Genomic DNA, 12,535 nt, shown 5'->3' with positions numbered 1-12,535 from the left:
CTCCGACGGATGGGGCGGGTGGGGGCGGGACGAGGCATCGACACCCTCACCACCCGGAGGCGGTGTAGACGACCGAGGTGACCGACGGGTCGGCCCAGGCCAGCTCGCGCAGCAGGGCCAGCGCGCCCTCCTCCGGGTCGATCAGGCCGATGCCGCGCCGGGCGTACTCCCGGCTCAGTTCGGCGGTGACCATGCCGCCGTGGCCGACGCCCGGGGCCCACGGACCCCAGTGGACGGTCACGCAGCGCACCCCGGTCCGGGCGGCGTACCGGGTGCCGATGGCGTCCAGCGCGTCGTTGGCCGCCGCGTAGTCGGCCTGGCCCCGGTTGCCGTAGGCGGCGGCGATGCTGCCGAAGAAGACCAGGAACCGTGGCGCGGTGGGCAGCGCGTCGAGGCCGGCCAGCAGGCCCCGCGCCCCGTCGACCTTGGTGTCGAAGACCCGGGTGAACGACGCCGGGTCCTTCTCGGCGATCAGCTTGTCCTCGATGATCCCGGCGGCGTAGACCACGCCGTCGAGGCGGCCGTACTCGGCGTGGATGCCGGCCAGCAGCGCGCTGGTCGCCGCCGCGTCCCGGACGTCCAGGGCGTGGTAGCGGACCTCACCGCCCAGCTCGGTCAGCTCGGCGATGGTCGCGGTCACCTCCCGGGCCGCCAGGATCGCCTGCGCGGTGCGGGAGATCTCGGCCGGCGAGGACGACCCGCGCCGGGCCAGCACACCGACGAGCGCGGCGCGGTCGGTGGCGGCGGCCAGCTCCGGGTCCTGGGGGCCGGTCGGCAACGGGGTACGGCCGACCAGTTCGATGCGGCAGCCGGTGGCGGAGGCGAGCGCCCGGGCGAACCACGGGGTGATGCCCCGCGCCCCACCGATCAGCACCACCACCGAGTCGCGTTCCAGGCCGATCGCGGCCGCCTCGGAGACCCCGTCACCGGCCGGTCCGGCACCCCCGGCGGCCAGCGCGCCCAGTTCGACCGGGACCAGGTCGGCGACGTACCGGTCGGTGCCGCGTCGGGCGACCACCGGGGCGTCGGAGGCGGTGAGCAGTTCGTCGAGGAGTTGCCGGGCGAGGACCTCCGGCGACGCGGCCGGGTCGACCGCCACGAAGCGGGCGGTCAGCCCCGGGTACTCCCGGGCGATCGTGCGGAACAGGCCGGGCATGCCGTCGGCCGCGCCGGTGACGTCCTGTGCCCCGGCGGCGAGCAGCCAGCGCGGCCCGGCGGCCAGGGCCCGCTGCAACAGCGGGAACACGTCGGGCAGCAGCGGCTCGTCGAGGTTGGTCAACCCGTCGAGCACCAGCACCCCGTCGAACCCCTGGTCGGCCTGCTCGCTGTCGAGCACTCCCAGCTGGCCGCCGGCACCGTGGGCCCCGAGCAGTTCGGCCAGGTACGCCCCGACCGGGCCGCCCCCGGTGATCAGGAAGCGCATTCCGGTGAGCGTGGTGGCGGGGTCGAGCTGCTGGCCGGCCTGGGTGCTCTCCCGGGCGACCAGTCGCTTCGGTGCGATCCCCACCCCGACCTCGGTCGGCGCGGGCGGTGCGGCGGGCGGGGCGGCGACGGCGGCCGGTGCGGCGACGGTCGCCGGGGCGGGCGGTGCGGCGGCGACGGCGACCGTCGGGGTGACGGTGACGGTGGCGCTCATCTTGTGGTCGAGCCAGGTGACCATGGCGCGGACGGTGCGGGCCTTGACGAGGTCTTCGAGTTCGCTCTCGTCGCCTTCGACGGCGAGGGAGAGGCGTTGGGCGACCTCGCCGGCGACTTCGGCGCGTTTGATGGAGTCGATGGAGAGGTCGGCTTCGAGGTCGAGGTCGAGTTCGATGAGGTCGACGGGGTAGCCGGTGCGCTCGCTGATGACGGTGAGGATCGCCTGCTGGAAGTCCGCGAGGCTGGCACCGGCGGGCGTGACCGGCCCGGCCGGGGCGGCGGCGGGCAGCGCCACCGGGGCGGCGGGGAGCGCCCCGGCGGGGGTGGCCGCCAGCGGGCCGGTCGTGGTGGACGAGACGTGGATGGTGCCGCTCATCTTCTGGTCGAGCCAGGTGACCATGGCCCGGACGGTGCGGGCCTTGACGAGGTCTTCGAGTTCGCTCTCGTCGCCTTCGACGCTGAGGGAGAGGCGTTGGGCGACCTCGCCGGCGACTTCGGCGCGTTTGATGGAGTCGATGGAGAGGTCGGCTTCGAGGTCGAGGTCGGGCTCGATGAGGTCGACGGGGTAGCCGGTGCGCTCGCTGATCACCGCCAGGATCGCCTGCTGGAAGTCCGCTGCGGTCACGCCGACCTGGTCGCCGGAGGGCAGCGCGGCGGTCAGGGTGGCGGTGGCGGTGACCGTGCCGCTCATCTTCTCGTCGAGCCAGGTGACCATGGCGCGGACGGTGCGGGCCTTGACGAGGTCTTCGAGTTCGCTCTCGTCGCCTTCGACGCTGAGGGAGAGGCGTTGGGCGACCTCGCCGGCGACTTCGGCGCGTTTGATGGAGTCGATGGAGAGGTCGGCTTCGAGGTCGAGGTCGAGTTCGATGAGGTCGACGGGGTAGCCGGTGCGCTCGCTGATCACCGCCAGGATCGCCTGCTGGAACTCGGCGATGCCCGGCCCGGCCGGAGCCACGACCACGCCCGCCGGGGCGGCAGCCGGGACGACACCACCGACCGTGGGGAAGGAGGGCACGAGGTCCGGGGTGACCGGCGCGGGCCTTTCGATCACCGGCGCGGTGGCCAGCGCCGTGCCGCCGTTCGACGCCGCCACGGCGGGCATCGCTGCCGGAGCCGCCACGGCCCGGGGGGTCGGGGTGGGAGGCGGAGCCACCGCCGGCGTCACCGAGGGTCGGGGCGTCGCCACGGGCGTCGCCGCCGGGGCGGGCACCGGGGCCGGGGTGGGCGTCGGGGCCGGGCCGGCCGGCAGCGCCGGGTACTGCTCGACCCGGTACGTCTCGGTGGGCTGCCCGCCCACCCGACCGCCGCCGTCACCGGAGTCGCCGAGGAAGGCGAGCATCACGTCGCGTTGGGTGGCGATCATTTCCCGGGTGGTGCGCAGGTATTCGCTGAGCAGCTCGCCCCGGATGTCCCGGACGGCCGCCGGCTCGGGGACGGTGACGGTCCGGACTTCGCGGACGGTCACCGGTTCGGGGGCGCGGACGGTGCCGGTGGCGGTGCCGGGGGTGGTGGCGGTGCCGTTGGCGGGGGTCATCGACAACTCCTTGATCCGTCGGGGTGGGGTCATGCCACCGGGAAGACAGTTGCCGTGCTGGTCCCGGACGAGTTGACCGTCGACCGTCCACAGCGGACGACGACTCGGAGCGGTGGTGGTGGTGTCGTCCGCGACCCGCCCGTGGAAGAGCCAGTCGGGGCGGACCGGTGCGCCGGCGCAGGCGAGTTCGGCCACCGAGATCAGGAATCCGCGTAGCCCGTCGGACGGACCGCGTTCACAGGCGACGGTCCGGTGCGGCCGGTCGCCGAGGACCGCCTGCACCAGCCGGCTGAGCACCTGACCGGGGCCGACCTCGACGAAGAGGCGGGCGCCGGCGGCGTACATCGCCTCGACCTGCTCGACGAAGCGCACCGGTGCGCCGATCTGCTCGGCGAGGTGGTGCCGGACCTGGCCGGCGTCACCGGAGTACGGGGCGGCGGTCAGGTTCGACCAGACCGGGATCCGGGGCTCGGCGATCGGCCGGGCGGCGAGCACCTCGGCGAAGGTCTCCACCGCCCCGGCGACCACCGGGCTGTGGAAGGCACAGGCCACCGGGATGGTCCGGGCCGACAGGCCGGCCTCCTTGAGCGCGACCACCGCCGCCCGTACCTTCGCCGTCGGGCCGGAGACCACCACCTGCTGCGGCGCGTTCCGGTTGGCCAGCACCACCTCGCTGGTCAGGCCGGCCCCGGCGAGCACCTGGGCGACCTGGTCGGCGGTGGCGGTGACGGCCGCCATGGTGCCCGGGTCCTCACCGCACGCGCCGAGGATGGCCGCCGCCCGTTCCCGGCTCAGGTCGAGCAGGGTGGCCGCGTCGAACGCCCCGGCGACGCAGAGGCCGACGAGTTCGCCGTAGCTGTGGCCGGCGGTCATGTCGGGGCGGACCCCGAGCCTGCGCAGCAGGTGGTCCATGGCCAGACCGCCGATGCCGAGCACCGGTTGGGCGGTCCGGGTGTCGCGTACCCGGTCGTCCTGGGCGCGGCGGGAGTCCTGGTCGAAGGCGGCCGGCGGGAAGAGCAGCTCCGCGGCGGCCGGGTCGAGTTCGAGGTAGTGCCGCAGCTCGGGGAAGGCGACGAAGAGTTCGGCCAGCGCGCCGGGGCGCTGGCTGCCCTGGCCGGGGAAGAGGAACGCCAGCTGACCGGGCCCGACCGGGTCGACCCCGGTCGGCTGGACCAGGCCCCGGACCGGGTCGTGTTCGCCGGCCAGCGCCCGGTGCAGCAGGGTCTCCAGTTCGGCCAGGTCGCGGGCGACCACCGCGACCTGGGTCGTCCCGGGCCGGTTGGCGGCCTTGGCGGCGACCGACGCGGCCAGCTCGGCCAGCCGACCCGACCGGTTGCCGGTCCCGTCGGCGGCCAGGCTCTCCAGCAGCTGCCGGACGCCCTGGTGGGCGGCGGCCCGGTCGGTGCCCCGGAAGCAGAACAGCTCCGCCGGCCAGATCCGTTGCGCGTGCCGGGGTTCCGCCGCGTTGGGGTAGGCGCTGAGCACGACGTGGAAGTTGGTGCCGCCGAAGCCGAAGGCGCTGACCCCGGCGATCCGCTCGGCGGCCGGCACCGGCCACGGGCGGGCCTCGGTGAAGAACGCGAACGGGCTCTGCTGCGGGTGCCAGGCCGGGTTGGGTCGTTCCAGATGGATGGTGGGGGGCCGGACGCCGTGGTAGAGGGCGAGCGTCGCCTTGATCAGCCCAGCCAGGCCGGCGGCGCACTTGGTGTGCCCGATCTGGGACTTCACCGAGCCGAGCGCGCAGCTGCCCGGTTCGGCGCCGGACTCGACGAACATCCGGGTCAGCGTCTCCAGTTCGGTGCGGTCGCCGACCACCGTGCCGGTGCCGTGCGCCTCGACCAGCCCGACCTCCCGGGGGGAGATGCCGGTGCGGTGGTAGGCCCGGTCCAGGGCCCGGCGCTGCCCGTCGGGGCGCGGCGCGGTCAGGCCGAGGGCCCGCCCGTCGCTGGCCCCGCCGAGCCCCTTGATCACGCCGTAGATCCGGTCGCCGTCGCGTTCGGCGTCGGCCAGCCGTTTGAGTACGACGCAGGCGACGCCCTCGCCGAGGGCGATCCCGTCACCGGTGCTGTCGAAGGGGCGCGACCGGCCGGTGGGGGACAGCGCGTGCGCCGAGGTGAACATCAGGTAGTCGTTGACCCCGTTGTGCAGGTCGGCTCCGCCGCAGATCATCAGGTCGCTGTCCCCGGCGACCAGTTCCTTGCACGCGGCGTCCATCGCGGCCAGGGACGAGGCGCAGGCCGCGTCGATGGTGTAGTTGGGCCCGCCCAGGTCGAGCCGGTTGGCGACCCGGCCGGCGATCACGTTGGCCAGCACGCCGGGGAAGCTGTCCTCGGTGACCGTGGGCAGCAGCTCCTGCATCTGCTCGGGCACCTCACCGAGGTACGCCGGGAGCATGGTGCGCAGGGTCTGCGCGTGTCCCATGTCGCTGCCGGCCTCCGCGCCGAAGACCACGCCGGTGCGGGCGTGGTCCGCGCCGGGGGCGTCGTAGGCGTAACCGGCGTCGACCAGCGCCCGGTGGGAGACCTCCAGGGCGAGCAGTTGGGTCGGGTCGATGCTGCTCAGCGCGGCCGGCGGAATGCCGTAGCCGATGGCGTCGAAGGGCACCGGGTCGATGAACCCGCCCCACTTGGAGACGCTGATCCGGCCGGTCTGCCCCGGACCGACCTCGGGGGCGTAGTAGTGGTCGGTGTCCCAGCGGTCGGCCGGCACCTCGGTGACGGTGTCGACACCGCTGAGCACGGTACGCCAGAAGCTGTCCAGGTCGGGGGAGCCGGGCAGCATGCAGGCCATCCCGACGATGGCGATGTCCAGCGGGGCGGGCGACTCGTCGAGGTCGGCGGTCGGCGGCGTGAGCCGGGCCCGCAGCGCGTCGAGCCGGTAGGCGTGGAAGCCGCGTACCTCGGTGGTCACCTCGTCGTGCAGCGCGGCGACGGTGGTGGCGGTGTTGCGCAGTACGGCGACCTGGCCGGCCATGAACAGGCCGTCGCTGGCCTGGACGCTCTCGTCGACGGACTCGACGACGTCGCCGGAGCGGCGCAGGCCCTTGCTGGCGATCCGCAGCCGGCCGACGTTGAGCAGCTCCAACTGTTCCCACACTTCGCGGTTCTCCGCCCCGGCGCCCTCCAGTTGGTTGCGCAACTGGTGGAAGTCGTCGACGAACGGGGTGTGCAGGCAGCGGGTGGCGTGCCCGGGGGCGGTCTCCAGCAGCGCGGTGTGCTCGGCGGTGAGCGCCTCACGCTGGAACAACGGCTGGACCGCGCCGTGGGTCACGGCCTCGGCGGTGAACAGGTAGGCGGTGCCCATCAGGACGCCGACCCGGGCGCCCCGGCGGGCCAGCGGCGCGGCCATCGTGGCGACCATCGCGGCCGACCGGGCGTCGTGCACCCCACCGGCGAAGAAGACCTGGAGCTGGGCGCCGGCGGCCGGGTCGGTGTCGAGGTGCTCGTCGAGCACCGCGAGCTGGGCCTCCCACAGCGGGAAGCTCGCCCGGGGTCCGACGTGCCCGCCGCACTCGGCGCCCTCGAAGATGAACTTACGGGCGCCGGAGCGCAGGAACTGGCGCAGCAGGCCGGGGGAGGGCACGTGCAGGAAGGTGCTGATCCCCTGCTCCTCCAGGGCGCGGGCCTGCGGTGGGCGGCCACCGGCGATGATCGCGCAGGCGGGCCGGATCTCCTGGATGACCGCCAGTTGGGCGGCGCGCAGCTCCTCGGGGGCGAAACCGAGCACCCCGACGCCCCACGGGCGGTCACCGAGCTGGGCGGCGGTCTCGGTGAGCATCCGGCGGCACTGGTCGGCGGAGTTGAGGGCGAGCGCGATGAACGGCAGCGCGCCGCCGTCGGCGACGGCGGCGGCGAAGGCGGCCTCGTCGCTGACCCGGGTCATCGGGCCCTGGGCGACGGGCACCCGCACCCCGAGGGCCTCGGCCAGGGGCGCACCGGGTTGGAGCAGGTCGGCGGCGTCCGGGCCGTCGACGGCGTCGAGCATCGCCGCGCGCATGCCGCGTACGGCGGCGGCGGTGTCCGGCCAGCGGTCGGCGAAGGCGGCGGCCAGCCAGCCGTCCTGGCCGACGGGGAGCAGTTCGGCGTCGGCCTGGTGCGGCCCGCCCCGGCGGATGCCCCGGACCCCGTCGCGCAGCACGGTTTCCGAGCCGTCCATCCGCCGGATCACGGCCTGGACGTCGGCCGGGAGTTCCGACTCGGGCATCAGGGCGAGCTGGGTGTCCAGGACGACGCCGGCCGCGCCGCCGACCAGGCAGGCGCCGGCGGTCCGCGGGCCGATCCCGCCGGCCACCCAGACCGGCAGGTCGAGGGTGTCGTCGGCGACGAGCTGCTGGAGCAGGACGAACGAGCTGAGCTCGCCGACCCGGCCGCCGGCCTCCATTCCCCGGGCGATCAGCCCGTGTGCCCCGGCCGCCGCTGCGGCGTGCGCCTCGGCCCGGCTGGTGACCTCCACGAGCACCCGGTGGTGCCCGGTGATCTCGGCAAGCGGCCACGGGCTCGCCGGCTCGACCACGACCAGATCCACCCGGCCGGCCGCGGCGCGTGCCACGTCGGCGGGGGTGGCCCGGCAGCCGGCGGGCACCCGGATGCCGATCGGGTCGGCCGACCAGTTCGCCGCCCGGGTAAGTGCCCGTAACGACCAGTCGTCGCCGGCGGCCAGGTCGATGATGCCGCGCCCACCACCGGCGGTGGTGGCGGCCGTGATCCGTGGGCCGGGTTCCAGGACGCCGACAGGATTGACGACCAGGATCAGGTCACGCGTGTACGGTGCGCTACTCATCGGGCTCCCACTTCGGTCGCGAAGGATCGCGTGGTGACGGGGGGATCTGCCGGCCGAACGCCAGCGAGCGCGGTTCTGATTTGCGGCAGTCAATGTCGCGCTGAGTCACAATCTAGTGTGGCTCAGTTACATCCCGGTTAAATCCAACCGTCGGAGCCGCCGCAGTGAAGATTTCCTACCAAGGCTACCGGATATGCCCTCGGGGTCACCAGGCAAAATGTCGGCCGGTGAGCCGACGCTGTCGCCAGATCGTGCCACGGTGAGTTGCCAGTTCATTTGCGGGTTTATTTCCAAACTGTTTTCTGCTGATCGAGAACCTCCTGGTAGCAGAGATCAACTCGCCGCGCATCCCACGATGTGGAACGGGCCTTGCCATGGATTGCGGTGAACATTAAAGATCCGTATCGGCATTCTTGCCGTCATTACCCATCGATTTGATATGGCATTCGTGAGGCGAGGTGAGATTGGCTTCGATCATTAGAATCCCTGGTCGGGGGCGGGGTGTCGGTCACCCGGGCTCCCGCCTCGCCCATCGCCGCTGACCTCGGCGGTGACCATCGGCCGCGCGAAGATGCCCCGCCGGTGTCGCCGATAACGGCTCTGGGCTGGTCAAACGCCAAGCTTTGACGACAGTCGACGTACTCACTTAACGAACGTTTCACGCGCTGTCTGCCGATCCCCCTCCTGCGGGTCGGCGCAAGCGATCTGCGGGGGATTCCGCCAGCGGTGCCCACCCCCGTACAGGCCCCGACCAGCCGGGACGTCCGTCACCGCCACGGTGATCCGCCCTAGCCGGGCCGACTTTCCCCATTCACCTTCCGGATCGGCGGTAATTGTGCGTAGCCTGCTTCTTCTTGCCCTCGTCGGCCTCGGTGCGCAACTGGTCGACGGCAGCCTCGGGATGGCGTACGGCGTGACATCCACCACATTGTTGTTGGCCCTCAACACAGGCGCGGCCAGCGCCTCGGCGACCGTTCACCTGGCCGAGATCGGCACCACCCTGGTCTCGGGTGCCGCGCACTGGCGGTTCGGCAACGTCGACTGGACGGTGGTCCGCCGGGTCGGTGTGCCGGGCGCCGTGGGGGCGTTCGCCGGCGCGACCTTCCTGTCCAGCCTCTCCACCGCGACCGCGGCCCCGATCATGTCGCTGATCCTGCTCACCCTCGGCCTCTACGTGCTGATCCGGTTCACCGTCGCCGGGCTGCCCCGCGACCGGGTCGGGCTGCCCCTGCGCAAGCGTTTCCTCGGGCCGCTGGGGCTCGTCGCCGGCTTCGTCGACGCCACCGGTGGCGGGGGCTGGGGCCCGGTCGGCACGCCCGCGATCCTGGCCAGCGGCCGACTGGAGCCCCGCCGGGTGATCGGCTCGATCGACACCAGCGAGTTCCTGGTGGCGGTCGCCGCGAGCCTGGGCTTCCTGGTCGGCATCGGCTCGGAGAACATCAACTTCGGCTGGGTGGGGGCGCTGCTGCTCGGCGGCATGATCGCCGCGCCGATCGCCGCCTGGCTCGTCCGGTTGGTCCCGCCCCGCGTGCTCGGTTCCGCCGTCGGGGGGGTCATCGTCCTGACCAACATCCGGACCCTGCTGCGCAGCGACTGGATCGGTGCGCCGGACGCCGTCCGCTACGCCAGCTACCTGATCGTCGTGGTGCTCTGGGTGGCCGCGGTGACCTGGTCACTGCGTCGGCACCTGGCCGACCGGCAGGCCACCCCGGTCGCCGTCGGACCGGAGGCCGGTGCCGGGGAACCCGCCACCACGTCCAGCTGACCGGGCGGCCGGCGGCTCCCCGACCCCCCGGCCCCGGGCAGGTCGGGGAGCCGCCGGCAACCCCGGGCGTCGCAGTCCGGCCGGCAACCCCGGGCGTCGCAGTCCGGCCGGCGACTGCTGCTGGGGTCGGGCCGCCGACCGTGGCGCCGCCGACCGTGGCGCCGCCGACCGTGGCGCCGCCGACCGTGGTGCCGCCGGTGGGCGTGGTTCAGGGCGCGGCGTGCTCGGTCTGGGCCCGGATCTGCCGGAAGATCTCCTGCGGCTGGGCGGTCTGCGGAAAGTCGGCGAGGTGGACCACACCGAGCGTGTGCCGGTCGGCCCAGGCGCAGACGTCGAACCAGACACCCCCGCTGCGGCCGTGCCCGCAGCGGGCGGACCCACCGACCGGCCCCGGGGGCACCGGCGTCACATCCGTGATGGCGGTGAGCCGGGCGAAGATCTGGTCCAGGGCCCGCTCGGGGTCGGGGACCGTGCCGGAGACCCCACTGAGCAGGACGACCCGACGGTCGCCGGGTCGGTACAGCCCGAGTTCGGCCGAGTGTTCCTCCTTGACCGGGATGTAGGCGGTGCCCACCGCGCTGCCCGGCTCACCGTCGAGCAGCGGCTTGAGCCCTGACATGGTGCTCTGGGCGACCATGGTCAGTCGCCGGTCGAGCGACTCGTTCCAGGTGCCCAGCACCGTCGTCGGCTTGTCCAACCGCGGCACGGCGGGGTCGGGGGGTGGCGGCGACGCCCCGGCCGACCTCGCGGCGACGGGCTCGGCGGTGCCCGAACAACCGGTCGCCGTCAGCAGGCCCGCGAGGACCAGCGCACCCGTGCGTACCGCCTGCCGTAACCCCGTGCTGGGTTGCGGATCCATGTGTGCCTCGTCCCCGGTCGCAGTGGCATCGGGCAGGATAGCGTGCACTGTCGTCAGTGGAGGGGGACCGGATGAAACTGATGCGGGTGGGCCCGGCCGGCGCGGAGCGGCCGGTGCTGCACGCCGACGGCCGGCACTACGACCTGTCCCCGCTCACCACGGACATCGACGCCGCCTTCCTCGCCTCCGACGGCCCGGCCCGGGTCCGGGCGGCCCGCGACCTGCCGGAGGTGGACGTCACCGGCCTGCGGGTCGGTCCGCCGGTGGCCCGGCCCGGCGCGGTGCTCTGCGTGGGGCAGAACTACGCCGCGCACGCCGCCGAGTCCGGTGCCGCCCCGCCCGAGACCCCGATCATCTTCTACAAGGCACCCAACACGGTGGTCGGCCCGTACGACGACGTGCTGGTGCCCCGGGGCGCGACCGCCACCGACTGGGAGGTCGAGCTGGCCGTGGTCATCGGCGGGCGGGCCCGCTACCTGGAGTCGCCCGCGCAGAGCCTCGCCCACGTCGCCGGCTACCTGGTCTCCAACGACGTGTCCGAGCGCGACTTCCAGCTGCGTGACTCCGGTGGCCAGTGGTCCAAGGGGAAGTCCTGTGAGACCTTCCAGCCGCTCGGCCCGTGGCTGGTCACCCCGGACGAGATCGCCGACGTGCAGGATCTCGGGTTGCGTTCCTGGGTCAACGGCGAGCCCCGGCAGGACTCCCGCACCTCGGACATGGTCTTCGATGTGGCGTACCTGATCTGGCACCTGTCGCAGTACACGGTGCTCGACCCCGGTGACGTGATCAACACCGGTACGCCGGAGGGGGTGGCCCTGTCCGGCCGGTTCCCCTACCTGCGGCCCGGTGACGTGGTGGAGGTCGAGGTGGACGGGCTGGGCCGGCAACGGGTCACCATGGCGGCGGCCTGACCGGCGGCGGGGAGCCGCTGCCGGCGATTCTGACGGGCCGGCACCGGCCCGACGGGAGTGGGCACCGGTCCGACGGGAGCCGGGCGCCAGCCCCACGGGAGCGGGCACCGGCCCGACGGGAGCCGGCGACCGCTGCCCGGGTGGCCCTGCCGTCCGCCCGGATCAGCGGACCAGCCGCAGGCCCGACATGCCGCCGTCGACGGCCAGCGCGGTGCCGGTGGTCGCCCCCGACAGCGGGGAGGCGAGAAAGGCCACCGCCTGGGCGACCTCGTCGGCGGTGACCAGCCGGCCGGTGGGCTGCCGGGCGGCGAGCCGGCGCTTCTCCGCGGCCGGGTCCCCGGCCCCGGCGAGCAGCCGGGTCACCCACGGGGTGTCCACCGTGCCCGGCGCCACCGTGCACACCCGGATGCCGTCGCCCACCAGGTCCGCGGCCATGGCCAGGCTGAGTGCGTGCACCGCACCCTTGGTGGCGGAGTAGACGGCCCGGTCGACCAGCCCCGCCGTCGCCGCGATCGAGGTGATGCTGACGATGGCGGCGCTGGTCGAACGCCGCAGGTGGGGCAGGGCGGCCCGGCAGGCCCGGGCGACCCCGACGACATTGACGTCGAGGCAGCGGTGCCACTCGGCGTCGTCAGCGGCCTCCACCGCCCCCACCGCACTGACCGCCGCGCAGTTCACCAGCACGTCGAGACCGCCCAGGGTCGCGGCGACCCGGTCCATGACCCCGTCCAGCGGGCCGGTGACGTCGGCGGTGAGCCGCAGGTGCCCGCCGCCCGCACCGGGGTCGCGGTCGAGGACGGCGACCCGGGCCCCACGCGCGGCCAGCAGGTCGGCGACCGCCGCGCCGATGCCCGAACCGCCGCCGGTGACCGCCGCCACCAGACCGTGGAAATCCGTCATCTCGGCACCTCGTAGCACGGGCGACAGGGACCGGCGGACGCCCCACCCGCACCGGACGTCCACCGGGGCCGGTGTGCCGTGGCGATCGGCGGGCCAGCCGCCCGCCCGGCCGCCGGGACCGCAGCACATCGCACCTCGCACCGGACGCC

The 12,535-nt window shown here is 73.9% G+C and carries 5 protein-coding genes; 2 read left to right on the top strand and 3 right to left on the bottom strand.

The window, feature by feature from the left end; all coding sequences use genetic code 11:
- Positions 1 to 46: 46 nt before the first annotated feature.
- A complete protein-coding gene (locus J7462_RS07410) occupies positions 47 to 7,951 on the bottom strand; it encodes a type I polyketide synthase (protein WP_255597626.1) in 7,905 nt (2,634 codons plus the stop codon).
- 835 nt (positions 7,952 to 8,786) lie between these two features.
- Between J7462_RS07410 and J7462_RS07405 the strand changes: the two genes are divergently transcribed.
- On the top strand, positions 8,787 to 9,716 hold the full coding sequence (locus J7462_RS07405; RefSeq protein ID WP_208566788.1) for a sulfite exporter TauE/SafE family protein: 930 nt from the start codon (positions 8,787 to 8,789) through the stop codon (positions 9,714 to 9,716).
- A gap of 208 nt (positions 9,717 to 9,924) precedes the next feature.
- Here J7462_RS07405 and J7462_RS07400 read toward each other — a convergent pair whose 3' ends face one another.
- On the bottom strand, positions 9,925 to 10,575 hold the full coding sequence (locus J7462_RS07400) for a hypothetical protein (protein ID WP_219462961.1): 651 nt from the start codon (positions 10,573 to 10,575) through the stop codon (positions 9,925 to 9,927).
- A gap of 71 nt (positions 10,576 to 10,646) precedes the next feature.
- On the opposite strand from J7462_RS07400, the gene J7462_RS07395 reads away from it, so the two are divergent.
- Positions 10,647 to 11,486 carry a fumarylacetoacetate hydrolase family protein gene (locus J7462_RS07395; RefSeq protein WP_219462958.1) on the top strand — a complete coding sequence of 280 codons (840 nt, stop codon included), beginning with the start codon at positions 10,647 to 10,649 and terminating at the stop codon, positions 11,484 to 11,486.
- Between the two features lie 162 nt (positions 11,487 to 11,648).
- Here J7462_RS07395 and J7462_RS07390 read toward each other — a convergent pair whose 3' ends face one another.
- Positions 11,649 to 12,386 carry an SDR family NAD(P)-dependent oxidoreductase gene (locus J7462_RS07390; RefSeq protein ID WP_219462955.1) on the bottom strand — a complete coding sequence of 246 codons (738 nt, stop codon included), beginning with the start codon at positions 12,384 to 12,386 and terminating at the stop codon, positions 11,649 to 11,651.
- Between the last annotated feature and the right edge of the window lie 149 nt (positions 12,387 to 12,535).

It is taken from the genome of Micromonospora sp. RL09-050-HVF-A (assembly GCF_019374995.1).
In the GTDB taxonomy this organism is placed as follows: domain Bacteria; phylum Actinomycetota; class Actinomycetes; order Mycobacteriales; family Micromonosporaceae; genus Micromonospora; species Micromonospora antibiotica.
The sequence above is the reverse complement of the archived record's forward strand: the minus strand, read 5'-3'. Positions and strand labels throughout refer to the sequence as shown.